The 25,280-nt window shown below is 70.2% G+C and carries 27 protein-coding genes; 9 read left to right on the top strand and 18 right to left on the bottom strand.

The window, feature by feature from the left end:
• The first annotated feature begins 119 nt into the window (after positions 1-119).
• Positions 120-902 (top strand): SDR family NAD(P)-dependent oxidoreductase, encoded by a 783-nt coding sequence (locus AC3WQM_RS24200; RefSeq protein ID WP_492682277.1) that lies wholly within the window; start codon positions 120-122, stop codon positions 900-902.
• Between the two features lie 71 nt (positions 903-973).
• Here the strand turns inward: AC3WQM_RS24200 and AC3WQM_RS24195 are convergent, their stop codons facing one another.
• The 6 genes from AC3WQM_RS24195 to AC3WQM_RS24170 form a co-directional block, all read right to left on the bottom strand.
• Positions 974-1,351, bottom strand: coding sequence for a DUF3597 domain-containing protein (locus AC3WQM_RS24195; RefSeq protein WP_070063202.1), 378 nt, complete (start codon positions 1,349-1,351; stop codon positions 974-976).
• Positions 1,352-1,442: 91 nt separating this feature from the next.
• Positions 1,443-2,552, bottom strand: coding sequence for a serine endopeptidase (locus AC3WQM_RS24190; RefSeq protein ID WP_369645583.1), 1,110 nt, complete (start codon positions 2,550-2,552; stop codon positions 1,443-1,445).
• Positions 2,553-2,583: 31 nt separating this feature from the next.
• Positions 2,584-3,384, bottom strand: coding sequence for a DUF2145 domain-containing protein (locus AC3WQM_RS24185; protein ID WP_492682275.1), 801 nt, complete (start codon positions 3,382-3,384; stop codon positions 2,584-2,586).
• Positions 3,381-3,827: a hypothetical protein gene (locus AC3WQM_RS24180; protein WP_062477469.1), complete on the bottom strand. Its 447-nt coding sequence runs from the start codon at positions 3,825-3,827 to the stop codon at positions 3,381-3,383. The genes AC3WQM_RS24185 and AC3WQM_RS24180 overlap by 4 nt, the downstream gene beginning before the upstream one ends.
• Positions 3,828-4,037: 210 nt before the next feature.
• Positions 4,038-5,993: an MFS transporter gene (locus AC3WQM_RS24175; protein WP_492682273.1), complete on the bottom strand. Its 1,956-nt coding sequence runs from the start codon at positions 5,991-5,993 to the stop codon at positions 4,038-4,040.
• A gap of 63 nt (positions 5,994-6,056) precedes the next feature.
• Positions 6,057-6,914 (bottom strand): hypothetical protein, encoded by an 858-nt coding sequence (locus AC3WQM_RS24170; RefSeq protein ID WP_492682271.1) that lies wholly within the window; start codon positions 6,912-6,914, stop codon positions 6,057-6,059.
• Between the two features lie 140 nt (positions 6,915-7,054).
• Here AC3WQM_RS24170 and AC3WQM_RS24165 point away from each other — a divergent pair, with 140 nt between their 5' ends.
• Positions 7,055-7,789 (top strand): helix-turn-helix domain-containing protein, encoded by a 735-nt coding sequence (locus AC3WQM_RS24165; protein WP_099793925.1) that lies wholly within the window; start codon positions 7,055-7,057, stop codon positions 7,787-7,789.
• Here the strand turns inward: AC3WQM_RS24165 and pyrF are convergent.
• Genes pyrF through AC3WQM_RS24135 form a run of 6 tightly spaced genes read right to left on the bottom strand, consistent with a single transcriptional unit; the run spans position 7,786 to position 12,568 of the window.
• Positions 7,786-8,610 (bottom strand): orotidine-5'-phosphate decarboxylase, encoded by an 825-nt coding sequence (gene pyrF / locus AC3WQM_RS24160; protein WP_492682269.1) that lies wholly within the window; start codon positions 8,608-8,610, stop codon positions 7,786-7,788. The genes AC3WQM_RS24165 and pyrF overlap by 4 nt on opposite strands.
• A 33-nt stretch (positions 8,611-8,643) precedes the next feature.
• Complete coding sequence (locus AC3WQM_RS24155; RefSeq protein WP_492682267.1) at positions 8,644-9,480, bottom strand: uracil-DNA glycosylase; 837 nt, start codon at positions 9,478-9,480, stop codon at positions 8,644-8,646.
• Positions 9,477-10,019 carry a ribosomal protein S18-alanine N-acetyltransferase gene (gene rimI, locus AC3WQM_RS24150; protein ID WP_062483095.1) on the bottom strand — a complete coding sequence of 181 codons (543 nt, stop codon included), beginning with the start codon at positions 10,017-10,019 and terminating at the stop codon, positions 9,477-9,479. Before rimI ends, AC3WQM_RS24155 begins: the two co-directional genes overlap by 4 nt.
• Positions 10,016-10,729, bottom strand: coding sequence for a tRNA (adenosine(37)-N6)-threonylcarbamoyltransferase complex dimerization subunit type 1 TsaB (gene tsaB, locus AC3WQM_RS24145; RefSeq protein WP_492682265.1), 714 nt, complete (start codon positions 10,727-10,729; stop codon positions 10,016-10,018). The genes rimI and tsaB overlap by 4 nt, the downstream gene beginning before the upstream one ends.
• A complete protein-coding gene (locus AC3WQM_RS24140; RefSeq protein ID WP_492682263.1) occupies positions 10,722-11,753 on the bottom strand; it encodes a DMT family transporter in 1,032 nt (343 codons plus the stop codon). Before AC3WQM_RS24140 ends, tsaB begins: the two co-directional genes overlap by 8 nt.
• Positions 11,754-11,800: 47 nt before the next feature.
• Positions 11,801-12,568 carry a DeoR/GlpR family DNA-binding transcription regulator gene (locus AC3WQM_RS24135; protein WP_369645588.1) on the bottom strand — a complete coding sequence of 256 codons (768 nt, stop codon included), beginning with the start codon at positions 12,566-12,568 and terminating at the stop codon, positions 11,801-11,803.
• A 78-nt stretch (positions 12,569-12,646) separates the two neighbouring features.
• Between AC3WQM_RS24135 and AC3WQM_RS24130 the strand changes: the two genes are divergently transcribed.
• The 3 genes from AC3WQM_RS24130 to AC3WQM_RS24120 all read left to right on the top strand — a co-directional run bounded on the left by AC3WQM_RS24130 (position 12,647) and on the right by AC3WQM_RS24120 (position 16,386).
• A complete protein-coding gene (locus AC3WQM_RS24130) occupies positions 12,647-13,234 on the top strand; it encodes a GDP-mannose pyrophosphatase (RefSeq protein ID WP_492682261.1) in 588 nt (195 codons plus the stop codon).
• Positions 13,235-13,241: 7 nt separating this feature from the next.
• Complete coding sequence (gene dacB / locus AC3WQM_RS24125) at positions 13,242-14,666, top strand: D-alanyl-D-alanine carboxypeptidase/D-alanyl-D-alanine endopeptidase (protein WP_492682259.1); 1,425 nt, start codon at positions 13,242-13,244, stop codon at positions 14,664-14,666.
• 127 nt (positions 14,667-14,793) lie between these two features.
• Positions 14,794-16,386: an alpha/beta hydrolase family protein gene (locus AC3WQM_RS24120; RefSeq protein WP_492682257.1), complete on the top strand. Its 1,593-nt coding sequence runs from the start codon at positions 14,794-14,796 to the stop codon at positions 16,384-16,386.
• 25 nt (positions 16,387-16,411) lie between these two features.
• Here the strand turns inward: AC3WQM_RS24120 and AC3WQM_RS24115 are convergent, their stop codons facing one another.
• From AC3WQM_RS24115 to purE, 3 genes are read right to left on the bottom strand one after another with little or no spacing between them, the layout of a single operon-like run.
• The gene (locus tag AC3WQM_RS24115) at positions 16,412-17,413 is read right to left on the bottom strand and encodes an L-threonylcarbamoyladenylate synthase (RefSeq protein ID WP_492682255.1); all 1,002 of its coding nucleotides are present in this window, start codon (positions 17,411-17,413) and stop codon (positions 16,412-16,414) included.
• Complete coding sequence (locus tag AC3WQM_RS24110) at positions 17,410-18,600, bottom strand: 5-(carboxyamino)imidazole ribonucleotide synthase (protein ID WP_489062806.1); 1,191 nt, start codon at positions 18,598-18,600, stop codon at positions 17,410-17,412. Before AC3WQM_RS24110 ends, AC3WQM_RS24115 begins: the two co-directional genes overlap by 4 nt.
• Positions 18,597-19,142 (bottom strand): 5-(carboxyamino)imidazole ribonucleotide mutase, encoded by a 546-nt coding sequence (gene purE, locus AC3WQM_RS24105; protein WP_159274100.1) that lies wholly within the window; start codon positions 19,140-19,142, stop codon positions 18,597-18,599. The genes AC3WQM_RS24110 and purE overlap by 4 nt, the downstream gene beginning before the upstream one ends.
• A 36-nt stretch (positions 19,143-19,178) precedes the next feature.
• Here purE and AC3WQM_RS24100 point away from each other — a divergent pair, with 36 nt between their 5' ends.
• The 4 genes from AC3WQM_RS24100 (at position 19,179) to AC3WQM_RS24085 (ending at position 22,428) form a co-directional block, all read left to right on the top strand.
• Positions 19,179-20,099: a tetratricopeptide repeat protein gene (locus tag AC3WQM_RS24100; protein ID WP_489062810.1), complete on the top strand. Its 921-nt coding sequence runs from the start codon at positions 19,179-19,181 to the stop codon at positions 20,097-20,099.
• Positions 20,100-20,231: 132 nt separating this feature from the next.
• Positions 20,232-20,540 carry a helix-turn-helix domain-containing protein gene (locus AC3WQM_RS24095; RefSeq protein ID WP_062481916.1) on the top strand — a complete coding sequence of 103 codons (309 nt, stop codon included), beginning with the start codon at positions 20,232-20,234 and terminating at the stop codon, positions 20,538-20,540.
• Positions 20,541-20,589: 49 nt separating this feature from the next.
• A complete protein-coding gene (locus AC3WQM_RS24090; protein WP_492682307.1) occupies positions 20,590-21,879 on the top strand; it encodes a type II toxin-antitoxin system HipA family toxin in 1,290 nt (429 codons plus the stop codon).
• A 102-nt stretch (positions 21,880-21,981) separates the two neighbouring features.
• The gene (locus AC3WQM_RS24085) at positions 21,982-22,428 is read left to right on the top strand and encodes an META domain-containing protein (RefSeq protein WP_070063217.1); all 447 of its coding nucleotides are present in this window, start codon (positions 21,982-21,984) and stop codon (positions 22,426-22,428) included.
• 15 nt (positions 22,429-22,443) lie between these two features.
• On the opposite strand, the gene AC3WQM_RS24080 is transcribed toward AC3WQM_RS24085, so the two are convergent.
• From AC3WQM_RS24080 to AC3WQM_RS24070, 3 genes are all read right to left on the bottom strand, one after another.
• Complete coding sequence (locus AC3WQM_RS24080) at positions 22,444-23,352, bottom strand: phosphoribosylaminoimidazolesuccinocarboxamide synthase (protein WP_062478299.1); 909 nt, start codon at positions 23,350-23,352, stop codon at positions 22,444-22,446.
• Positions 23,353-23,452: 100 nt separating this feature from the next.
• Positions 23,453-24,517 carry a class II fructose-bisphosphate aldolase gene (gene fba / locus AC3WQM_RS24075; protein ID WP_099793953.1) on the bottom strand — a complete coding sequence of 355 codons (1,065 nt, stop codon included), beginning with the start codon at positions 24,515-24,517 and terminating at the stop codon, positions 23,453-23,455.
• Between the two features lie 155 nt (positions 24,518-24,672).
• Entirely contained in the window at positions 24,673-25,158 is a 486-nt protein-coding gene (locus AC3WQM_RS24070; protein ID WP_099793957.1) for an Lrp/AsnC family transcriptional regulator, read from the bottom strand.
• Positions 25,159-25,280 lie beyond the last annotated feature (122 nt).

Below are 25,280 nucleotides of genomic sequence, written 5' to 3'. Positions count from 1 at the left end.
CTGCCACGGCGCCCTGCCCACAGGCCGGAAGCCATACGCCGGGTGGAGGCCCGGCCGGCACCAGGGACGCCGTCATCCGGTACGCTTGCCCTGTCTTCACTGCGGTTGTCCTCACCCTCATGACCAACGCCTCCCCACCCACGGCCTATACTGCCCGCTACCCCTCGCTGGCCGGCCGCACCGTGTTCATCTCGGGCGGCGCCAGCGGCATCGGCGAATCGCTGGTGCGGGCCTTTCATGCCCAAGGCGCGAAGGTCGGCTTCTGCGACCTCGACACGGCCGCCGGCGATGCGCTCGCCGCGCAGCTGCAGGGCACGCACCCCGCGCTGTTCGTGCCCTGCGACGTGACCGACACGGCCGCGCTCGCCGCCACCATCGATGCGGTGCGCCAGCGCTTCGGGCCGGTGTCGGTGCTGCTGAACAACGCGGCCAACGACCGGCGCCACGAGATGGCCGACGTGACCAGCGACGACTTCGACCGCCTCGTGGCCGTGAACATCAAGCACCAGTTCTTCGCCGCGCAGGCCGTGGCCGACGACATGCGCGCGCTGGGCGGCGGCTCGATCGTCAACTTCGGCTCGATCAGCTGGCTCATGAAGGGCCGCGGCTACCCGGTCTACCAGGCCTGCAAGGCGGGCGTGAACGGCCTCACGCGCTCGCTGGCGCGCGACCTGGGCAAGCAGAACATCCGGGTCAACACGATCATGCCGGGCTGGGTGATGACCGAGCGGCAGATCAAGCTGTGGGTGAAGCCCGAATCGGGCGCGGAGATCGATGCGGCGCAGTGCCTGCCGGGCCGCGTGATGGCGGAAGACATCGCCGCGATGGCGCTGTTCCTCGCGGCCGACGATTCGCGCATGTGCACCGCGCAGGACTACGTGGTGGACGCAGGCTGGACCTGAAGCGCTTCAACGACCGCCCCAAAGAAAAAGCCCGGCATGCCGGGCTTTTTGCTGCGTGGGTGGCGGGACGATCAGTCGCGCAGTTCGGCCGGCAGCGTGCCGCCGTTGGCGGCGATGCGGCTCATCACCTGCTTGTGCAGGCCGATGTTCCATTCGGCCGAACCCGGTTCGCCGTTGCTGTAGAGGATTTCGCTGGCCAGTTCCTTGCGCGCGGCAAGGCTGCTGTCCAGGCCCAGCAACTTGAGCAGGTCGACGATCGAGGTGCGCCAGTTCAGGCCGGCGGCACCCGGCATCGCGTCCAGGACGGCAGGCACGTCGCCCAGCGGGATCGCGGGCGGCGGTGCGGCAACGGCCGGTGCGCCGGGTGCAGCCGCCGGCGGTGCGGCGACGACTTCAGCGGCGTTGGCCGACGGGAAAATCTTGGAAAAAATCTTGCCGAAAATGCTCATGGGTGTGCTCCGTCAATGTGAATGGGAAAACCCGCGGCACGGCGTTGCGTGACGCAGCCCGGGGTTGTAGCACGACCGTGCGGCGCTTTCGCTACGTGGCCGGCTGAACCGGTGCGCCCGGCGTGACCGATTGCGCAGTGCCGGTCACAGGTGTATGCGGCGCCTGCGCAGCGGCCGAGGTACCGCAGGCATGGCAGAACTTGGAGAACGCGCTCTTGCGCGTGCTGCAGTGGCCGCAGTGGTCGAACAGGCCGATGCCGCAGTGCGGGCAGAAGTCGATCTCGTTGTTCTTCAGGTCGACCGGCCGCTCGCAGCCGGGGCACACGCTCTTGGCCAGGCGGGCCAGCGCGGTGTCGTAGCTCAGCTCTTCGCGGCGCACCTGGTCGGGCTGCTGCTCGGCGAGCTTCTGGCGCGCCAGGTAGCGGTTGAGCGCCACGATGGCGTAGCGCCCCACCAGCACGGTGAGCACGATGCCCACCACGTAGCGCACGTAGCCGCCGTAGCTCGGCAGGTAGGGCACCAGCTCGACGAAGAAGGCAAACAGCGCAAAGAAGATGAAGCCCCACACGAAGGGCCAGTAGGTGCTCTTGCGCTTCTTCACGAACAGCCAGCCGGCCACCAGCAGCAGCGGCAGGGTCAGCGCGAGCCGGTAGCCGAACACGCGCAGTTCGACGCGGCGGTACTCGGCGTCCAGGCGCTGCTGCGCGTCGTGCTCCAGCACGCCCAATGCCGCGCGCGCACGCTGCTCGGCCTGGCGCGCGTCCAGCGCGATCTGGCGCTGCGCGTCGGCCTTGCGCTGCGCCGCGTCTTCCTTCTGCTTGAAGGCGTCGAGCGCCTTGGTGCGCGCGATGAGCTCGGTGTCCTGGTCGGGCTGCGCGGTGGCGCGGCGCGTGGCGATCCAGTTGCCGAAGGTCTCGCGCGCGTTGGCGCTGGCCTGCTGCGCGGTGTTGAGCTGCAGCTGCGCCTGGTCGAGGTCGCGCGCGGCCTGCAGCTCGGCGGCCTCCGAGGCCTTGATGGTGGCGCGCAGCGGCTCGGCCGCCGGCTTGTCGATGAAGTCGTCGAGCACGCGCACGCGCTCGACCTGCGGCAGGTCGCCCACGATCGTGCTGCCCAGCCCGATCAGGAAGCTCGCGAACACAAACGCCACCAGCCAGAGGCCGCGACGGAACCACTTCTCGGACAGGCGCAGGGATTTGCTCATGGTCGTTCCTTCTTTCTTTTCTTCGTTTCGCTCAGAGCTTGAGTGTGACTGGCGCCGCACCCAGGCCCGCACGCGGCAGCCAGGCGAACACCGAGTCGACGGTCACGGTCTCGATGCGGTCCGAAAACCGTTTCTCGTTCGGATGATCGTCGAACGCGATGTTGGCCGAGCCCACGCGCCCGCCCAGGCGGGTCAGCGGGCCGAGGGTCAACGTGGTGGGTTCGTAGCCCTTGAACTGCAGCCAGGCCTGCGCCTGCGCGCGGGTGCCGATGGTGGCGGGCTCCATCGCGGCGGCCAGGGTCTCGAGGGCCCACTGGTTCGACTGCTGGTACTTCTGGCCCCAGGCGTAGCTCACGATGCTGTAGGGCGCCACGTTCAGGCGCACGAGGCGCGCATCGGGCTCGCGCAGCGCGGCCATCAGCTGCGCCTGCACCGCGGGCGTGGGCACGGACCAGGCGGCCTCGTAGCGCCACAGGTCGTCGAGGAAGAACTCGCCCAGCCCCTGCCGGTAGACCGCGGCCACCGCCGTGCCGCAGTGGTTGAGCTTGTGCACCACGCGCCACGGGCCTTCGTCGGTCTTGTAGGCGATGCCCAGGTGCGAATAGCGCAGGCCGTACTTGCTCAGGTCCTGGCCGGCGCGCGCCAGGATGACCACGCGCGCGCCGCTCGCGTCGAGCTCCTGCGAAGTGCGTTCGGCCAGCTGCATGCCCTTGACGATCAACGCCGGCGTCGGCCTGACCTGTTCGCACGAGCGGCCGGCGTTCGCCTGCAAGGGCAGCACCGCTGCGACGGCGAACGCCAGCAGCAGCGCGGGGCGCACGGCGGGTTTCACGACAGTCTTTCGTTGTGGAGCAGTGCGCGGCCGACCGCGTTAGGCACGAAGGCCAGCACCTCGCCCGCGGCCGAGAGCACGACGCCCGTGCCGATCACGCTCACGACCACGGCCGTGCCGGCGGCCGCCGACACGCCGCGGGTGGCGCGCCCCATCACCTTGACGCTGGCGCGGGCGCCGTCCGAGGCGCGTTCGAGCAGGTAGACGGTGCCGTCGACCGAGGCCTCGACCGCGATCACGGTGAGCACCGAGCCGCCCACCGACAGCGCCGCGGGCACGGCGACCACCGCAGTGGCCGAGGCACCGACGACCGACGCAGCGCCGACCACCGAGGCGACGGGCAGCAGCGACAGCGCGGCCGAGGCCTCGCTCTGCGCCCGTGCGGGCAGCGGCGTCGCCACACCGGCGAACGCGGCGCAGGCGGCAAAAGCCAGAGCGGCCATCGACCGCGCCAGGGCGGTCTTGCGCGAAGCCGGCCGGCTGCGCTGGGTGATCGAAACGGTGGAGGATGAGAGGGGTTGCATGAAGGCCTCGCGGCGCAGTGAAGGTGAGCGAATGATGGTTCGCCTTCATGCCGTGGGGCTCGAATACTTCAACCAGTTGCGATCCTGGCGTCCCGCAGTATCCCGAAGAGATACTTTGGGGTGCACGCCTCAGGAGGCCAGCAGGCCGGCCACGCGCTGGCGCAGCGTCTCGGGCTGCACCTCCTGCGGCGCCACGGGGTGGCCCACGCGCAGGCCCACGCGGCTGAAGAAGCCGCGGCGGAAGGGCTTGGCCATGGCCACGCGCTCACCGCCGCGCAACTCGATGCGGCTGAAGTACGAGCCCCAGAGGTTGGTCAGCGCCATCGGGACCACGGGCGGCTCGATGCCTTCGGCGCGCGCCCCCTCGAGGATCTTCATCACGCCGCCCTTGAAGGGCTGCAGCTCGCCGTCGCGCGTGATCGCGCCTTCGGGGAAGATGCCCAGCAGGTCGCCCTCGCGCAGCACGCCGATGGCCTTGGCGAAGGCCGCCTCGTACGCGGCCGGGTCTTCCTTCTGCGGCGCGATCGGGATGGCCTTGGCCAGCTTGAACAGCCAGCCGAGCACCGGCACCTTGAAGATGCGGTGGTCCATGATGAAGCGGATCGGGCGCGGGCTTGCGGCCATCAGCAGCACCGCGTCGATGAAGCTCACGTGGTTGCACACCAGCACGGCGGCGCCCTCGGTAGGGATGTGCTGGTCGCCCTTGATGTCGAAGCGGTAGACGAAGCGCGACAGCACCCAGGCCACGAAGCGCAGCAGGTACTCGGGCACCAGCATGAAGATGTAGAACGCCACCACCGCGTTGGCAATGCCGGTGAACAAAAAGATCTGCGGAATGGTGAAACCCGCGCCCAGCAGCGCGCCGGCCAGCACCGAGCTGCCGATCATGAAGAGCGCGTTGAGGATGTTGTTCGCCGCGATGATCCGCGCGCGGTGCGTGGGCTGGCTGCGCAACTGGATCAGGGCGTACATCGGCACGCTGTACAGGCCCGCGAAGAGCGACAGCAGCGCGAGGTCGGCCATCACGCGCCAGTGCGCGGCCTGGTGGACGAAAGCGCCCAGGCCCATGCCGGCCGAAGGCGGCAAGGCGCGCGAGGCAAAGTACAGGTCGATGGCGAACACGCTCATGCCGATGGCGCCCAGCGGCACCAGGCCGATCTCCACCTGACGGCGGCTCAGCGTCTCGCACAGCAGCGAGCCCACGCCGATGCCCACCGAGAACACCACCAGCAGCAGCGACGCCACCTGCTCGTCGCCGTGCAGCACTTCCTTCGCGAAGCTGGGGAACTGGCTCAGGAACACCGCGCCGAAGAACCACATCCACGAGATGCCCAGCAGCGAGCGAAACACCACGATGTTCTCGCGCGCCAGCATCAGGTTGCGCCAGGTTTCGCTGAAGGGGTTCCAGTTGATCGACAGGCCGGGGTCGGTGGCCGGCGCGGGCGGAATGGCCTGCGCCACGCCGCGCCCCACCAGCGCCAGCAGCAGGCAGGCCACGGCCACCGTGGTGTGGCCGATCTGCGGCATCGCCACCAGCAGCCCGCCCGCCACCTGGCCCAGCAGGATGGCGACGAAGGTGCCCATCTCGACCATGCCGTTGCCGCCCGTGAGCTCGCGCGAATCGAGCACCTGCGGCAGGTAGGCGAACTTGACCGGCCCGAACAGCGTGGAGTGCAGCCCCATGAGGAACACGCAGCCCAGCAACACCACCGCGTCGGCGCGCACGAAACCCCAGGCGGCGATCACCATGATCACGATCTCGAGGTTCTTGACGAAGCGGATCATCTTCGTCTTGTCGAACTTGTCGGTCAGCTGCCCGGCCGTGGCCGAGAACAGCAGGAAGGGCAGGATGAACAGCGCACCGATCACCAGCCCCGCCATTGCGGGCGGCATCCAGCTCAGTTGCAGCTGGTAGGTCACCATGACGGTGAAGGCGAACTTGAAGAGGTTGTCGTTCGCGGCCCCCGCGAACTGGGTCCAGAAGAAGGGGGCAAACCGCCGCTGCCCGAGCAGCGCGAACTGGTTGGCGTGGGCGTTGGCCTCATGCACCACGGGCGCGGGCGCGGCGGCGGCGGGGGTTGTCATGCGATGCAATCTCCTCTTTGTCTTCTACCGCTGCGCCACCGGCGTTCCGGTGGTCAGGCCGTGTCACACCGCAATCGCGGCAGGGTCGGGATTGTGCCGCAGCAGCGTCGCGCGCCAGCCCTTTTCGAGGCGGTACAGCGCCATCAGCACGGGCAGGCCGGCCATCGACGCCACCAGGTGCTTGAGCGTGTGGCCCGACACGAGGTGGCCGGTGGCTTCGTAGATGGCGTGGTCGCCCAGTTCGAAGGCCTTGGCCAGCACATAGAACGCGATCACCCAGCCCAGCTTGAGCCCGACGGCACCGCGCATCGGCCGGGTCAGCGCCAGCGTGAGCACCAGCCCCATGCCGCCGAACTGCACCAGCGCCCAGGGCAGCACGTTGCCGGTTTCCTGGCAGACCTCGGCCGCCAGCAGGCCGGCCGTGAGCACGAACCAGGCGGCCGGCCAGCCGGCGCGCTGGCTGACGCGCTCGCAGACGGCGATGCCGATCAGGCCCGCGAAGGCCACGGCCATGCCGGCGCGGTCGGCGGCCAGGCGGGGCGCGTCGGGCATCAGGTGATAGAAGGCCGAGCCCGCGGCGGTGGCGATCAGGCCGGCGAAGAACAGCCAGGCGCAGTCCAGCGTGTTGTCGGGCGGGTCGTTGGCGGGCGGCGCCAGCGGAAACCCGGCCAGCGCCTCCTGGTGCGAGCGGTCGATGCGGTTGAGCCGGTACAGCCCCAGGCAGCCGATCGCCAGGAACGGCAGGTTGCTCAGCACGTCCATCGCGTTGGGCAGGTGAAACAGCGGCCGGTTGTCGGCGAACACGGACGCGATCGCCACGTCGGCGGCCGGCAGCGCCGGGCCGAAGAAGGCGACGAGCAAGAGCAGCGCGAAGGTGAACAACAGTCCGCGTTCGCGGCGTGTCAGAGTGGGCAAAAGCATGGCGTTCCTCGGTGGGGGTGGTGGCTGGCGGGTGGAATTTAGTTGCCAGCCCTCCCCCAGGCATCGAGAATCGATACGAGGCACTATTTCACTCCCTTCGGTATCCTTTTCCAATACCTTCAACCCGCACTGCCCCTTACATGAGTACCACCGTCGACCTGGTCCAGGCCCTCAAGAACGAACTCAAAAGCGCCCGCATGACGTATGCCGACCTGGCCCGGTCGCTGGACATGGCGGAGTCCAGCGTCAAGCGCATGCTGGCCAAGAGCGACATGCCGCTGTCGCGCGTCGATGCGATCTGCCGCGCCCTGAAGATCGATTTCGCCGAACTGGCGCGGCGCGTGGCCGACGCCCAGCCGCTGCTGAAGGAGCTGACCCACGAGCAGGAAAAGGCCGTGGTCAAGGACAAGAAGCTGCTGCTGGTGGCGATCAGCGTGCTGAGCCAGTGGACGCTGGAGCAGATCGTGGCGTCGTACCGGATCACCGAGCCCGAGTGCATCGGCTGCCTGGCGCAGCTGGACCGCATCGGCATCATCGAGCTGCGCCCGCTCAACCGGTATCGCCTGAAGCTTGCGAAGACCTTCCGCTGGCGCCCGCACGGCCCGGTGATGGAGTTCTTCCGCGAGAACGTGGTGCTCGACTACTACAAGGGCGGCTTCGACGGCCCGGCCGAAGGCCTGCTGCTGGTGCACGGCTCGATCAGCCGGTCGCTGGCACCGGCCTTCCTGGAGCGCTTGCAGCGCGTGGCGCAAGACTTTGCGCAGCAGCACCAGACCGACCAGAAGCTGTCGGCCAAGGACCGCGAGGGCTACACCCTGCTGCTGGGCATGCGCAATTGGGAGTTCGAGGCGTTCACCCGCCTGCGCAGAAACTAAGGCTTGGCGGCTTCCAATGCGTCGCGCGTGGTGCGTGCGGCGTTCTTCGCCGCATCGGCGAAGTCTTCGCCCGACGAGGCATAGATGATCGCCCGCGACGAGTTCACGATGATCGGCGCGTCGGCACGCCAGCCGGCGCGCACGGTGGCGACCGCGTCGCCGCCCTGGGCACCGACGCCCGGGATCAGGAGCGGCACCGTCGGCGCGAGTTCGCGCACGCGCTCGATCTCGGCCGGGTAGGTCGCACCCACCACGAGGCCGAGCTGGCCGTTGAGGTTCCATGGGCCCTGCGCCAGGCGGGCGACGTGCTCGTACAGGAAAGGCTGGCCCTCGACGCTGGCCAGGCGCTGGCCCTGCAGGTCGGAACCGCCGGGGTTGCTGGTGCGGCACAGCAGGAAGGCGCCCTTGCCTTCGTACTGGAGGTATGGCGCGACCGAGTCGAAGCCCATGAAGGGCGACAGGGTCACGGCGTCGGCGCCGTAGCGCTCGAAGGCTTCGAGCGCGTACTGCTCGGCGGTGGAGCCGATGTCCCCGCGCTTGGCGTCCAGGATGGTGGGCACGTGGGGCGCGTTGCGGCGCATGTGCTCCATCAGGCGTTCGAGCTGGTCTTCGGCGCGGTGGGCCGCGAAGTAGGCGATCTGGGGCTTGAAGGCGATGACCAGGTCGGCCGTCGCGTCGACGATGCGCGCGCAGAAGTCATAGATGCGGCTGGCGTCGTCCTTGTACGCCCCCGGGAATTTGGCGGGCTCCGGGTCGAGGCCCACGCAGAGCAGCGAACCGTTGGTTTGCTGTGCAGCGGCCAGCTTGTCGAGGAAAGTCATGGGGCCCGATTTTACGGACCCCGCCCGCCGGCCTCAGGCCGTGGGGGTGGCCTGCTCTGCGGCCAGGCACAGGTCGGCCCAAGCGCGGGCCTTGTCGGCCGGGTTGCGCAGCAGGTAGGCGGGGTGGTAGGTGGCGACCACCGGCACGCCGTTGGCCGACGCCAGCGGCACGGCGCGACCGCGCAGCTTGCCCAGTGGATCGCGGCTTTGCATCAGGCTCTGCGCGGCCAGCGGGCCCATCGCCAGCACGACGCACGGCGCCAGCGCCGCCGCGTGGGTGTCGAAGGCGGCGTCGATCGGCTGCGGGCTGCCGGGCTGGCCGGCGGCCACGCCGCGGTGCGTGCGCATCAGGTGCACGGGCGTGCGGCCGTCGTGCAGCTTCAGCGCGCGCAGCATGTTGTCGAGCAGGCGGCCGGCGTCGCCCGCGAAGGGCTCGCCGTGGCGGCCATCGGCCTCGGGGGGCATGTCGGCCACGACCAGCCAGCCGCCCTGCACCGGCGCCGTGGCATCGGCCTTGTCGGCGTACAGGCGGCAGGGTGCTTCGACCAGCACGGCGGCGCCTTGCGCGACGGGCGGTGCTGCGACGGGACGCGGCGCCGGAGCGGCCACGGGGCGGGCGACGGGTGCCGGGCGTGGCGAGGGCGACGGCGGGGGCGCGTCGTACGACTGGTCGCGATCGTCGAGCTCCAGCGGCGGGCCTTCGGGCATGTCGGGCATGCCGGAATCAGCGGCCACGGGGGCTTCCGGCTCGGCTTCGACTTCGATCTCGGGTTCCGGCGGCACGGGCCACCAGACCTTCACGCCCATCTCGTCGAGCATGGCGCGCTGGCGCGCGTCCAGGCGCAGGGTGTGGACCGCGGTGTCCGTCATCGCAAAGCTCCCCAGGCGGAGCCTGTTTCGTTGAGGCGCATGCTCATGACGACCGCGTCTTCACGCTTGCCGTCGAACGCCGGGTAGTAGCCCTTGCGCACGCCGACGCTGCGAAAGCCTTGCCGCAGGTAGATGTCGAGCGCGCGCCGGTTGCTTTCGCGCACCTCGAGCCACAGCCACAGCGCGCCCTCGCCGCGCGACCAGCCGGCCAGCGCCTCGAGCATGAGCGGCGCCCAGCCCTGGCGCTGGAAGGCCGGCGCCACGGTGATGTTGAGCAGGTGCACCTCGTCCACGCCCTTCATGGCGACGAAGTAGCCGATCAGCGTTTCGCCCAGGCTCGTGCAGGGCGACTCGACACCCGGCGCCACGCCGGGCGCCAGCAGGCACTGGCAGTGGTAGCCCACGGCCATGGAATCGGTGAAGTTGGCGCGCGTCCAGGGGTGCGTGTAGGCCGTCTGCTCGACCGCGCACACGGCATCGATCCGCTCGACGGTGAGCGGTTCAAGACGGGCTTCGACGGACTGGAGGACAGCGCTCATGCAGGGTTCGGCGGAACGGCAGCGGCAGCAGCCTTGATGGCGGCGCGTTCCTCGGTGGTTTGCGCCACTTTATCGCGAACATAGAGCGGCCAGGCCTGCGCGGCGGGCACGGTGCGTCCGGCCGCGAGCAGCGCGGGCGCCAGCCGCAGCATGGCGGCGGCCGTGGGCAGCACTTCATGGCGGGCCGTGGCGCTAGCCAGGCGCGGGCCGTAGGCGGTGAAGGCGTTGCCGGCCAGCGCCCAGCCGGCCGGCACCTCGAGCGCCTCGGGGGCCAGCAGCAGCGGCTCGGGGTCGCCGCCGAACGGGCCGGCGGCGGCGAAGTCGTAGTGCGCGGCGTAGAGCTGGTCCATGCGCGCATCGAGCACGGCCACCACGCGCTGCGCGCCGAAGGCATGGCGCGCCTCGTCGGCCACGGCCAGCAGGGTGTCGACCGGCAGCAGCGGCACCTTGGCGCCGAAGGCCAGGCCCTGCGCCACCGAGCAGGCGGTGCGCAGGCCGGTGAAGGAGCCCGGGCCGCGCCCGAAGACGATGGCGTCGAGCTCGGCCAGCGCGAGCCCCGCGTCGGCGAGCAGCTCGCGAATCAACGGCAGCAGCGTGCTCGACGCCTGCGCGCCGCCCACGCCGCTGTGCGTCAGCACGCGGTCGCCGTGGCGCACCGCGACCGACAGGTGCTCGGTGCTCGTGTCGAAGGCCAGCAGCTTGTCAGACATTCGGACGCCCCATTCCCGCCGGGCACGGCGTCGGGCAGACCGGCGCCGGCGCGGCAGCGCGCACGGCCGCGGCCTTGCGCACGCCGAACAGGATGCCGGCCGTCACCAGCGCGAGCCCCGCAACCAGGCTCCAGTGCATCGGCTCGCCCAGCCACAGCACCGCGCCGAAGGCCGACAGGCCCGGCACCAGCGCCGTGATCATGGTGGTGCGCACGGGGCCGAAGTGCTGGATCATCTTGGTGAAGGTGATGCCCGAGATCACCACCGAGCCGACGCCCTGGAAGGCCATCTGGAACGCGACCTCGCCCCACGGCGCGCTGCCGATGTGGCTCACGACCGCGCCCGAAGCCACCAGCAGCGTGTAGACCGGCACATAGGTCATGAGCGCGAACACGGTGATGGCGATGGTCGCGCGCACGGCGTCCAGGCCGTGGCGGCGCGCCACCACGCTGTAGCAGGCCCAGCAGAAGGCGGCGCCCATGAAGAGCAGGTCGCCCTTCCAGACCTCGCCGCCCTCGAAGGCGTGCAGCAGGCTGCGCCCGCCGACCACGAGGTCGCCCGCGACGATCATCGCCAGGCCGATGGCGCGCGTGGGCGTGATGCGGTCGCGCAGCACCAGCGCGGCCAGCAGCGTGGTCCACAGCGGCAGGCTGCCGGGCATCAGCACGGCCGCATGGCCGGCCGGTGCGAAGAAGAAGCCGCTGTAGGCGATGAGGGCGTAGGCCACGCCGCCGAAGATGCCGGCGGTGGCCGTCACGCGCAGCGACAGCGGCGACAGGCCGAAGAACGAGGACACGGCGCCGCGGTGCTTCGTCGCCAGCCACGCGCCCCAGGGCACCAGCACCAGGCTGGCGCCGCACACGCGCGCAAAGGCCAGGTCGAAGGGCGTGAGCGAGCGCGCGGCCGAAGCGCGCGCGATGAGGATGAAGGCGGTCCAGACCACGACGGTGACCACGGCCGCGCCGATGCCGAGCATGCGGGGAGACAGGAGGGGCGGGGAGGTCTGCGGGGGCGCGGCGGGCATCCCGCCATTATCGAGGGCAGGCCCCGACCGCGCAGGGGCGGGGCGAATCAGCCGGCCTCGTCGGCGCGCAGGATCGCCAGCCCGGCCGCGCGCAGCGGCGCCAGCGCCTGCTCGGGGGCCTGCGGCGCCACCAGCAGCTGCGTCGCGTCCGCCAGCGGACTGACCACCCAGGCCGACGCAGCCCCGAGCTTTTCGGACGAGGCCAGCACGACGGTCTCGGCCGCCGCGGCCATCAGCGCGCGCTTGATCTCGGCCTCTTCCGCGTCGCCCGTGGTCAGGCCCGCCTCGGCGTGCACGCCGGTGGCGCCCATGAAGTACGTGTCGGCATGGATGCGCGAAATGGCCGCCATGGCCGCCGCGCCGACCGCCACCATCGAATGCCGGAAGAGGCGCCCGCCGATCAGCACCACCTCGATGCCGGCGTGCGCCGCCAGCTCGACCGCCACCGACGGGCTGTGCGTGACCACCGTGGCCTGCAGCGCGAGCGGCAGGTGGCGCGCCAGCTGCACGGCCGTGGTGCCGCCGTCGATGAACACCACCTGCCCCGGCTTCACGAGGCGCGCGGCGGCGCGGCCGATGGCCACTTTTTCGTCGGGCGCGAGCTGCTGGCGGCCGCTGAAGTCGGCCTCGGCCGCCGCGACCGGCAGCGCGCCGCCGTGCACGCGCTGCAGCAGCCCTTCGGCCGCGAGCTCGCGCAGGTCGCGGCGGATGGTGTCTTCGGACAGGGCCAGTTCCTCGCTGAGCGCCTTGGCGACGACCTGGCCGTCGCGACGCAGGACCGAGAGGATGTGTTGTTTGCGTGGGCCGGTGAGCATGGGCCGATGGTAACGGGTTTGCACGTTATTGCACGAATATTCTTGATATTGCACGAACTCGGTTCTATGCTCGCCGCCATGACCATTCACGACCGCGTCCGGGTGCACGAAGTCACCCTCCTGTCCGACAACTGGTACACGCTGCGCACCACCGCCTTCGACTGGCGGCGCCACGACGGCGAGTGGCAGCGCATGCACCGCGAGACCTACGACCGCGGCAACGGCGCCACGCTGCTGCCGTATCACCTGGGCCAGCGCACGGTGCTGCTCACGCGGCAGTTCCGCTACCCGGCCTTCGTCAACGGCCACGACGACCTGCTGATCGAGGCCGCCGCGGGCCTGCTGGACAACGCCGCGCCCGAGGCGCGCATCCGCGCCGAGGTGGAAGAAGAACTGGGCTACCGGCTCGGCACCGTGCAGAAGGTGTTCGAGAGCTTCATGAGCCCGGGCTCGGTGACCGAGAAGCTGCACTTCTTCGTCGCGCCCTACGAGGCCTCGATGCGCGTCGGCGCGGGCGGCGGGCTGGCGGAAGAGGGCGAGGACATCGAGGTGCTCGAGCTGGGCATCGACGAGGCGCTGGCCATGGTGGCCGACGGCCGCATCGCCGACGCCAAGACGATCATGCTGCTGTACCACGCGAAGCTGCACGTGTTCCCGCCGGGATAATCCGCGGATGCCTTTTGCCTCCCGCCGTGCGCAGACCTTCGCGCTGACCCTCGCCCTGCTGGCCCCGGCCGGCGCCCTCGCCCAGCAAGCCCTTCCGCCCCAGGTCGATGCCGCCCTCGCGCGCGCCAAGGTGTCGCGCGAGGCCGTGACCCTGCTCGTGGCCGATGCCGACGCGGGCCGCGCGCCGCGCCTGGCCTGGCGCTCGCAGGTGCCGGTGAACCCGGCCTCGATCATGAAGCTGGTGACCACCTACGCGGCGCTCGACCTGCTCGGCCCGGCCTACAGCTGGAACACGCCGGTCTACGTCGAGGGCTCGGTGGCCAACGGCGTGCTCAACGGCAACCTCTACATCAAGGGCCAGGGCGATCCCAAGCTGGTGCTGGAGCGTGTGTGGCTGCTGCTGCGCCACGTGCAGGGCCTGGGCATCACCACCGTGAGCGGCGACATCGTGATCGACCGCAGCGCCTTCGAGACCACGGTCGAGAACGACCCGGCCGCCTTCGACGGCGAGCCGCTGCGCCCCTACAACGCCTCGCCCGATGCGCTGCTGGTGAACTTCAAGTCGGTGAACATGACCTTCGCGCCCGACCGCGCGGGCCAGTTCGCGCGCGTGAGCTACGAGCCCCCGCTGGCCAGCGTGGCGATGCCGCCCACGGTGCCGCTGGCGCCCGGCGAATGCGGCGACTGGCGCGGCGCGCTCAAGCCCGACTTCAGCGACGTGAACCGCATCCGCTTCAACGGCGGCTTTCCCACGGGCTGCGGCGAGAAGAGCTGGGCCGTGGCCTACGCCGACCCGCGCACCTACAGCCTGCGCGCCATCGGCGGCATGTGGGCCGAGATGGGCGGGCGCGTGGGCGGCCAGATGCGCGAGGGCCGCGTGCCCGCGGGCCTGAAGCCGGCCTTCGACTTCGAATCGCCGCCGCTGGCCGAGGTGGTGCGCGACATCAACAAGTACAGCAACAACGTGATGGCGCAGCAGGTGTTCCTCACGCTGGGCCTCACGCAGAAGCAGCGCGGCACCTTCGAGGCCTCGCGCAGCGCGCTGGGCCAGTGGTGGCGCGAGCGCATCGGCACCGGCGAGGCCTCGCCGGTGTTCGAGAACGGCTCGGGCCTGTCGCGCGACGAGCGCATCAGCGCCGCCGCGCTCGGCAAGATGCTTCAGGTGGCGTGGCGCTCGCCCGTGATGCCCGAGCTGGTGGCCTCGCTGCCCGCGATGGGCGTGGACGGCACGCTGAAGCGGCGCACGCTGCGCTCGGGCGGCGCGGCGCACCTGAAGACCGGCACGCTGCGCGACGCCTCGGGCGTGGCCGGCTACGTGCACGGCGCGAGCGGCCGGCGCTACGTGCTGGTGGCCATCGCCAACGGCGAGAACGCCGGCGCCGCGCGCGCCGCGTTCGACGCGCTGATCGACTGGACCGCGCAGGACCAGTGACTCGGACGGGGCCCGAGGCGCCCCGCTACTGAATAGGTTCTGCTCGCAAACGCTGCTTGCGCGCGGCCATGGCGCTGCCCAGAATCGGACGCTCGTTCGTTTTCGATACAACTCCAGGAGACGCGTCTTGACCTTGCATCCACGGCATTCCTCCCTCTCGGCCCGCCGGGTCACCGCCACGGCGACGCTCGCCGGCGCCACGTTGCTGCTCGCCGCCTGCGGCGGGGGCGGCGGCGGTGGGGGCGGCATCGGCTTTCCGCCGCCGGGCGGCGGCAGCGACACCGGGCGCGGCACGGTCGTCACCAGCCCGCCCGAGCAGGGCACCAAGCTCACGGCCGACCAGTTCAGGGCCAGCCTGCAGGCCTCCGACCAGGGCAAGGCGCTGCTGCAGGTCACCGGCGCGCCCAAGTGCGGCGTCGACATGCGCTACCTCGAGTACCGCACCGTCGGCGGCAAGAACGAAGCCACCAACGCCACCGCCGCGATCATGGTGCCCTCGGGTTCCGACGTCGCCTGCAGCGGCGCACGCCCGGTGGTGCTGTACGCGCACGGCACCACGCCGGCACGCAACTACAACCTCGCCAAGTGGACCGACACCACCCAGCCGGCCGCCGGCGAAGGGCTGATGGTGGCCGCCATGTTCGCGGCGCAGGGCTACATCGTGGTGGCGCCCAACTACGCGGGCTACGACAAGTCGACGCTGCCCTACCACCCGTACCTCAACGGCGACCAGCAGGGCAAGGACATGGTCGATGCGCTCACCGCGGCGCGCAAGACCTTCTCGGACATCGGCGCGAACGACGCCGGTTCGCTGTTCATCACCGGCTACTCGCAGGGCGGCTACGTGGCGATGGCCGCGCACCGCGAGATGCAGGCCACCGGCAAGACGGTGACGGCCTCGGCCCCGCTGGCCGCGCCCTCGGCCATCAGCCTCCTGACCGACTACACCTACCTGGGCTGGCCGGCGCTGGGCTCGACCCTGTTCGTGCCGCTGCTGTCGACCAGCTGGCAGCAGCAGTTCGGCAACGTCTACACCAGCACCAGCGACGTCTATGAAGCGCAGTACGCCACCGGCATCGACACCCTGCTGCCCACCCTCACGCCGGGCACGCTGTTCTCCAGCGGCAAGCTGCCGCAGCTGGCGCTGTTCCCGGCCGACGGCAAGCCGGGCCCTGTGAGCCCCGAGCTGGCGATCTTCTATGGGGCCAACAACCTCATCAAGCAGAGCTTCCTCACGCAGGCGGCCACCGACATCCAGTCGAACCCCTGCCCCGGCAACGCGCTGCCGGCCACGGCCGCGTCGCTCGGCTCGGCCTCGCCGCTGGACTGCAAGCCGTCCACGGGCTTCCGCAAGGCGGCCATCGCCAACGACCTGCGCAACTGGGTGCCGACCAAGCCGATGCTGCTGTGCAGCGGCGCGAACGACCCGACGGTGAACTTCCTGAGCACCCGCGCCACGGCCGGCTACTTCCGCGCCAAGGGCATGCCGGCCGCCGCGCTCGCGGTGGTCGACCTGGAAGACCGCGGCACCACCGACAGCTACTCGGCGGCACGCGCCGGCTTCGCGCAGGCCAAGGACCTGCTGACGCAGAGCACGCCGGGCAGCGCCGCCGACAAGGCACGCGCCGTGACCGCGGCCTACCACGGCACGCTGGCGCCGCCGTTCTGCCTGGCGGCAGCGCGCGGGTTCTTCCAGGGTGTGTTGGCGGCCGGGGGCTAAACCCCCGCGGCCTGAGAGGCGTTGATCAGGCCGCTGCAGCGCGCTGCAAGCGGTCTTTCACACCTTCCCACTCGGGCGTGTCGGGCGGCGTCTCGACCCAGATCAGCTTCACGCCCTGCGCGTCGAACTCGCGCAGCACCGCGAACAGCTGCTGCGCGGTGGCGGCGGCGTCATCGGGCATGCGCCGCAGCAGCACGCGCTGCGAGCGGCTGCGCACGTTGCTGCGCGTCCACACGGCGATGTGCGCGGCGTTGGCGCCGAGCACGTCGAGGCCGGTCTGGATCGCCTTGGCGTCCATGAGCCGCACCTTGGCATCGGGCGCGTAGTGCGCCTCCAGCGTGCCCGAGGCGCGCGGGTCGGGCGTGTCGAGCACCTCGCGGTCGCGCAGCGGCTCGCCGACGGCGGCTTCGATCTGGTCGCGCGTGATGAGGCCCGGGCGCAGCAGCACGGGCGCGCCCCGGCTGCAGTCGACGATGGTCGATTCGATGCCCACCTCGCAGGCACCGCCGTCGATCACCAGCAGCGCGTCGCCGAACTCGTCGTGCACGTGCTGCGCCGTGGTCGGGCTGACGCGGCCGAAGCGGTTGGCGCTGGGCCCCGCCAGGCCGGGCACGCCCTGCTCGGCGCAGGCTTCGAGCAGCGCCTGCGCCACCGGGTGCGCGGGGCAGCGCAGGCCGATGGTGTCCTGCCCGCCGGCCGCCGCCGTGCCCACGCCGGGCTGGCGTGTGACGATCAGCGTGAGCGGGCCGGGCCAGAAGGCCTGCACGAGCTTCTGCGCAAAGGGCGGCAGCGGCTGGGCGAAGCGCGACAGCGCCTGCGCGCCTTTGGCGCCCGCCGCCACGTGGACGATCAGCGGATGGTCGGCCGGCCGGCCCTTGGCCGCGAAGATGCCGGCGACGGCGGTGTCGCTGCTGGCGTCGGCGCCCAGGCCGTAGACGGTCTCGGTCGGGAAGGCGACCAGCCCGCCCGCGCGCAGCACGCGCGCGGCCTCGGCGATGGCGTCGGGAGCGTGGCCGTCGAGGATCATGCGAGCGCCGGCAGGCCCAGCAGCAGCGCGGCCTGCGAGGCATTGGCGCGCACGCTCTCGAGCGTGGCGCCGGTGAGGGTCAGGTGGCCCATCTTGCGGCCGCGGCGCGGTGCCATCTTGCCGTACAGGTGCAGATGCACGCCGGGCACGGCAAGCACTTCGCTCCAGCGCGGCGACACCGGCTTGCCGTCGGCCGCGCCGTCCGGAAACCACAGGTCGCCCAGCAGGTTGAGCATGACGGCGGGGCTGTGCTGGCGCGGCGCGGTCAGCGGCAGGCCGGCGAGGGTGCGCACCTGCAGCTCGAACTGCGACACGTCGCAGGCTTCCATCGTGTAGTGGCCGCTGTTGTGCGGGCGCGGTGCCATTTCGTTCACCACCAGCGAGCCGTCGGCCAGCGCGAAGAACTCAACGCACAGCACGCCCACGTAATCCAGGCCGCTGGCGATGCTCTTGGCGGAATTGACCGCGCCCTGCGCCACGGTCTTGGGCATGTTCTGCGGGTGCACCTCGGTCACGGCGAGGATGCCGTCGCGGTGCAGGTTGCGCTGCGGCGGGAAATGCACGATCTGGCCGTCGCGGCCGCGCGCCAGGATCACCGAGCACTCGAACTCGAGCGCCAGCATCTTTTCGAGCACGCAGGGCACGCAGCCGGCGGCCTGCCAGGCCTCGACCAGCTCGGCGCGCGTCTTCACGCGCTGCTGGCCCTTGCCGTCGTAGCCCAGGCGGGCGGTCTTGAGGATGCCGGGCAGCAGCTGGTCGTCGACGGCGGCCAGTTGCTCCGCGGTCTCGATGACGGCATAGGGCGCGCAGGGCACGCCGCAGCGCGTGAAGTGCGCCTTCTCGGCGATGCGGTCCTGCGCGATGGCGATGGCCGAGGCGGCGGGCGACACCGGCCGCGCCACCGCCAGGTGTTCCAGCGAGGGCGCGGGCACGTTCTCGAACTCGGTGGTCACCGCGTCGGCCAGGCCGGCCAGGCGGGCCAGGCCGTCGACGTCGGCGTAGTCGGTGTGGATGTGGTGATGGCTCACGCGGCCGGCGGGGCTGTCGGCATCGGGGTCGAGCACCGCGGTGAAGTAGCCCATGCGCTGGGCCGCGTGCGCGAACATGCGCCCGAGCTGGCCGCCGCCGAGCACGCCGAGCGTGGCGCCCGGGAGGATGGGCAGGTCACCCGAATGGCCGGTGCTCACAGCGCACCCCCGCCTTGCGGCGAGAAGGGCGACACCGCCGCGCCCGCTTCGGGCGGCGGCAGCACCATGGCCTCCGCTGCGGCGGTCTGGGCCGTGCGGAAAGCGTCGAGTTGGGCGCGCAGCGCCGGGTTGTTCACCGCCAGCATGGCCACCGCGAACAGCGCCGCGTTGGCCGCGCCGGCCGTGCCGATGGCAAAGGTGGCCACGGGCACGCCCTTGGGCATCTGCACGATGCTGTAGAGGGAATCGACGCCCTGCAGGTGGCGGCTGGCCACCGGCACGCCGAGCACCGGCACCGTGGTTTTCGACGCCAGCATGCCCGGCAGGTGGGCCGCGCCGCCCGCTCCCGCGATGATCGCGGTGAGCCCGCGCCCGGCGGCGCTTTCGGCGTACGCGAACAGCGCATCGGGCATCCGGTGGGCCGAGACCACCTTCGCTTCGTGGCTGATTCCGAATTGCTGGAGAATCTCGACCGCGTGGCGCATCGTCTCCCAATCGGAGTTCGAGCCCATCACTACACCGACCTGAATGGTTTCGTTCATGGTTTCAATTTTACGTTTCACCCCCAGCTGTTCCCGATGATCGACATCACTCTCGAAAATTTCCAGGCCGAGCTGATCGAAGGCTCGGTCGCCACGCCGGTGCTGCTGGACATCTGGGCCGAATGGTGCGGCCCCTGCAAACAGCTCGGCCCGGTGCTCGAAAAGCTCGAAACCGAGTACGCCGGCCGCTTCACGCTGGCCAAGCTGGACGCCGACAAGGTGCCGCAGATTTCCTCGCAGCTGTCCGAAATGTTCGGCGTGCGCAGCATCCCGTTCTGCGTGATGTTCAAGGACGGCCAGCCGGTGGACGGCTTCGTGGGCGCCATTCCGGCCGAGAAGATCCGCGAGTTCCTCGACAAGCACGTGCCGGGCGCGGACGAAGCCGAGGCGGCGTCGGAAGGCGCCGCCGCGCAGGAAGCGCTGGCCGAGGGCGACACCCTGGGCGCGCTCGAGAAGCTGCAGCACGCCGTGGCCACCGACCCGGCCAACGACGACGCGCGCTTCGACTACATCAAGCTGCTGTTGCAGGAAGGCCGTATCGACGACGCCAAGGTCGCCTTTGCGCCGGTGATCGCCAAGACCACGCTGGTGCGCCGCTTCGATTCGCTGCAGCGCTGGATGGACGCCATCGATTTCGCAGCACCCGTTACAGGCTCGGCGCCGACGCTGGGCGACTTCGACGACAAGATTGCCGTCAACAAGCGCGACTTCGACGCCCGCTTCAACCGCGCCCGCCTGCTGATGGCCGCCCAGCGCTGGACCGACGCGATGGACGAGCTGCTCGACATCCTGATGCGCGACAAGAGCTGGAGCGAAGACCTCGCGCGCAAGACCTACATCGCGATCCTCGACGTGATCGAGCCGCCGAAGGTGAAGGTCGCCGACGGGCAGATTCCGCCGGACGATCCGGTCGTCGCCACCTACCGCCGCCGCCTCAGCAGCGTGGTGTTGAGCTGAACGGCTGAACGACGCATTGCGCCTTTCGGTGCGCAATTGAACAAGAAAGCGACCTGTGGGTCGCTTTTTTATTGCCGCCACCGCTCCATATAGATAGCATTGCTACTCAATTTCCGATAAAAGCGCATTGCAATGCTCCAACTGACCGAAGAACTCGAAAAAGCCCGCAAGGCCGGCGGCCTGAGCCAGGAGGCGCTGGCCACGCGCGCCGGGCTGTCGCGCATGACGGTGCAGCGCATCGAAAGCGGGCAGATCGATCCGCGCCTGTCGACGCTGCTCGAAATGGCGCGCGTGCTGGGGCTCGAGCTGATGCCCGTGCCCGCCAGCCTGCGCCCGCAACTCGAAGACTTCGTGCGCTCGGGCGGGCGCCTGCTCGGCCAGCCGGCGGGCGTGGGCGCGCCGCCGTCCATCGCGCAGAGCCTGGCCGACGAGAACCGGTGAGGCGGTGAGCACGCGCGCCGCCTTCAACACGGGCATCCGCTACCTGCGGATGCACCTGCACCTGCCCGATGGCGGGCGGCGCGCCATCGGTTATCTCTCGCAGTACGGCGACATCCTGCGCGTGTCGTTCGACGAGGCCTACATCGCCGACCCGGGCCGCCCCACGCTCTCACTGGCCTACCGCGGCGCGGACGAGGCGGCCACGCGCGCCATCCTCGCCTCGGCGCGCGACGCCCGCGTCTCGCGCAGCGATGGCCGCTGGCCCAGCTACTTCCAGAACCTGCTGCCCGAGGGCCACAACCGCGAGCGCCTGGCGCAGCAGCGCGGCTGCGCGGCCGACGACGAGTTCGAGCTGCTGGCCGCCGCCGGCCACGACCTGATGGGCGCGCTCGAGGTCGAGCCCGTGCCCACGTCCGAGGGCATTCCCGACACGGTGCGCCACTGGCACACGGCGCTGGGGCTCGACGTGCTCGAACCCGGCTTCGTCGAGATGCCCGTGGAAGACGCCGCCGCCATCCCCGGCGTGGTGACCAAGTTCTCGGCGGTGCAGGACGGGCGACGCTACGTGGTCAAGCGCCACGGCGCGGCGGGCTCGTTCATCCTCAAGCTGCCGAGCACGCGCCACCCCGACCTGGTCGCCAACGAATACACCGGCTACCGCCTGTGCGGCGCGCTCGGCCTCGACTGCGCGCAGGCCCATGTGATCGACCGCGCCGACGCCGACCTGCCCGAGCAGGTGCCCTTCGCGCAGATCCTGGCGGTGCGCCGCTTCGACCGCACGCCCGAGGGCGGGCGCATCCACATGGAAGAGTTCGCGCAGGTGCTGCAGTACGAGCCGCGCCAGAAGTACGGCCGGGGGCTGGCCACCGACTGGCCCGCCATGCTGCGCGTGCTCGACCGCCTGTCGCCGAACCCGGTGGCCGACGTGCGCGAGTGCGTGCGCCGCCTCGTGGCCTTCATCCTGCTGGGCAACAGCGACGCGCACCTGAAGAACTGGGCGCTGCGCTACCCCGACGGCGTGGCGCCGGTGCTCGCGCCGCTGTACGACCCGGTCTGCGTGGCTGCCTTCTTCGAGGACGTGCCGGCGCGCGACTACGGCGTCAACCGCGCCATCGACGCCACGCTGCGCGCCTTCGACGGGGCGGCGCTGGAGGCGCTGCTGCGCGCGGCCGGGCTGCTGCGGCCGGCGCGCTTGATGGCCATCGCGCGCGACACGGTGCGCCAGGCCCAGGCCGAGTGGCCCGCGCTGCTGGCGCAGGACGGCACGCCGGCCAGCGTGCGCCGCTGCGTCGAAGCGCGCCTCGCGGGTGGTGTGGCCCTGGCGGCCCTGGCGACCTGAAGAAGCCCGGATGCGCCATCGGGCCTGTCTTCGCACCGGCCACGGCGTCGCATACGATGGCGCCGGTTTTAACTTGTTGCAGATTGAAAAGGAAAATTGGCCATGCGTTCCTTCGCCCGCCGTACCGCGCTCCCCGCCATTGCCTCGGCCGCGCTGCTGCTGACCGCCCTGACCGGTTGCGGCAGCGGCATCAGCCTCGACGAGCCGATCGAAGGGCCGGTGTGGCGCCTGGTGCAGCTGGGCGACGAGCCCATCGCGCCCGGCGGCGATGCCCAGCTGCAATTCGATCGCAACAGCGGACGGGTCAGTGGGTCGGGCGGCTGCAACCGCGTCACGGGGTCGTTCACGCGCGCCGGCGTGTCGCTCAAGCTCGGCCAGATGGCCGCGACGCGCATGGCCTGCGCCGACCCGGTGCGCGGCGCCAACGAGGCGCAGTTCCTGTCGGCGCTGCAGAACACGGCCAGCTACCGGCTGGCGCCGGGGCGGCTCGCGCTGCTCGATGGCAGCGGCCGCACCGTGGCGCTGCTCAGCAGCGGCACGACGCGTTAAAGACGAAAAAACAGATCAGCCGTGGGTGAGGCGGTCCAGCGCCTCACGGTACTTGGCGGCCGTCTTCTCGATGACTTCGGCCGGCAGGCGCGGCGCCGGGGGGGTCTTGTCCCAGGGCTTGCCGTTGATCTTGGTGGCTTCGAGCCAGTCGCGCACGAACTGCTTGTCGTAGCTCGGCGGGTTGGTGCCGGCGGCCAGCGCGGCCTCGTAGCCTTCGACCGGCCAGTAGCGCGAGCTGTCGGGCGTGAGCACCTCGTCCATCAGCACCAGCGTGTCGTTCTCGTCCAGGCCGAACTCGAACTTGGTGTCGGCAATGATCATCCCCTTGGCGAGCGCGATCTGGGCCGCCGCCTCGTAGATGGCGATGCTGACCTCGCGGATCTGCTGCGCCAGCTTGGGGCCGACGACCTCGACCACGCGCTCGTAGCTGATGTTCTCGTCGTGCTCGCCGGCCGCGGCCTTGGCGGCGGGCGTGAAGATCGGGCGCGGCAGCTTGCTCGCGTTGGTCAGGCCCTCGGGCAACGGCACGCCGCAGACGGCGCGGTTGTCCTGGTATTCCTTCCAGCCGCTGCCGGCCAGGTAGCCGCGCACCACGGCCTCGACCGGGATCGGGCGCAGGCGCTTGACCAGCATCGAGCGGCCCGTGACCTGCGCCACCTCGTCGGGTTGCACCACGCTCTCGGGCGCTTCGCCCGTCAGGTGGTTGGGGCACAGCGCGCCCAGGCGGTCGAACCACCACAGCGCCATCTTCGTGAGGATCTCGCCCTTGCCGGGGATGGGCTCGCCCATGATCACGTCGAAGGCGCTGAGCCGGTCGCTCGCGACCATCAGGATGCGGTCTTCGCCGACGGCGTAGTTGTCGCGCACCTTGCCGCGCGCAAGCAGGGGCAGGCTCTGGATGGAAGAGGTGTGAACGGTGGTCATGGACGGATGCTCGGCTGGGAAACGGTGACGGGAAAAGCGGATTGTGCGCGCAGAAAAAAGCCACCGCGAGCGGTGGCCTGCGGCGCGCAGTCTGTCTTCGTTAGATGACTTGCTGCGCCAGGTCGCCCTTGGCGTACTTGGCAGCGACGACCTGCAGCGTGTCGCCCTTGATCTTGGCGCCCTGGCCTTCGCAGCCGAACTCGATGTAGCGCTGCTTGCAGATCTGCTTGGCGGCTTCGCGCGCGGGCTTGAGCCACTCGCGGGCGTCGAACTTCTCGGGGTTCTCTGCCAGGAACTTGCGCACCGCGCCGGTCATCGCCAGGCGGATGTCGGTGTCGATGTTGATCTTGCGCACGCCGTACTTGATGGCTTCCTGGATTTCCTCGACGGGCACGCCGTAGGTTTCCTTCATGTTGCCGCCGTATTTACGGATGATTTCCAGCAGGTCTTGGGGCACCGACGACGAGCCGTGCATCACCAGGTGGGTGTTGGGCAGGCGGGCGTGGATTTCCTTCACGCGCTGGATCGACAGGATGTCGCCCGTGGGCTTGCGCGTGAACTTGTAGGCGCCGTGGCTGGTGCCGATGGCGATGGCCAGCGCGTCCAGTTGCGTGGCCTTCACGAACTGGGCGGCTTCTTCGGGATCGGTGAGCAGCGAGGCGTGGTCGAGCACGCCTTCGGCGCCGATGCCGTCTTCTTCACCGGCCAGGCCGGTTTCGAGCGAGCCCAGGCAGCCCAGCTCGCCTTCGACCGTGACGCCGACCTTGTGGGCCAGCTCGACCACCTTGCGGGTCACGTCGACGTTGTAGTCGAACGAGGCGGGCGTCTTGCCGTCTTCGTGCAGCGAGCCGTCCATCATCACGGACGAGAAGCCCAGGTCGATCGCGCCTTGGCAGATGGCCGGGCTCTGGCCGTGGTCCTGGTGCATCACCAGCGGGATGTTCGGGTACTGCTCGATGGCGGCCTGGATCAGGTGCTTGATGAAGGCTTCACCCGCGTACTTGCGGGCGCCGGCGCTGGCCTGCAGGATGACGGGCGCGCCGGTTTCCTTGGCGGCCTCCATGACGGCCTGGACCTGTTCGAGGTTGTTGACGTTGAAGGCCGGAATGCCGTAGCCGTTGGCGGCGGCGTGGTCCAGCAGTTCGCGCATCGAGACGAGTGCCATGGGAAATACCTCGTGGGAATAGAAAAAGACGGGAAAAAAGAGAAGGCGGAAAGTCGGGAGAAAACTACCCCGATTCTACCGAGCCCCCTTGTGGGACAGGGCCGACGCCACCCCGGGCGCCACGGGTACTGGCGCGCAGCTCTTTTTCAACTTTTTCAGATCGGCAACTGCGTGGTCGACAGCACCTGCTTGAGCACCACGAAGGTTCGGATCTGCCGCACGCCCGGCAGGTACAGCAGCTGCTCGGCATGCAGGCGGTTGAAGCTGTCGTTGTCGCGGGTGCGCACGAGCATGAAGTAGTCGAATTCGCCCGTGACGACGTGGCATTCGAGGCAGCCCGACACCTTCTGCGCCGCCTTCTCGAAATCGGCAAAGGAGTCGGGCGTGGAGCGGTCGAGCACCACGCCGATCATCACGAGCATGCCGACCTCGAGCGCGTCGGGGTCGAGCAGGGCGACCACGCCCTTGATGAGCCCGCCGGCCTTGAGCCGCTCGACCCGGCGCAGGCAGGCCGGCGCGCTGAGGTTCACCTTGGCGGCCAGCGCCACGTTCGACACCGAGGCGTCGCGCTGCAGGGCGCGCAGGATGGCGCGGTCGGTGCGATCGAGCTCGGTCGGGGCGCGCAACTTTGTTGTGCTCATGGCTTCCTTTTCGGATGAAAAGCTTTCTTCTCGGCGATCCTGCCTTCTTTTGAACGCCAAATCCAGAGAACTTCGCAAGCACATTGCAAACCCTTCTTCCTACGATCGACAGCTTCACCCCC

Source organism: Variovorax sp. FW301-JW7, assembly GCF_058788795.1.
The sequence above is the reverse complement of the archived record's forward strand: the minus strand, read 5'-3'. Positions and strand labels throughout refer to the sequence as shown.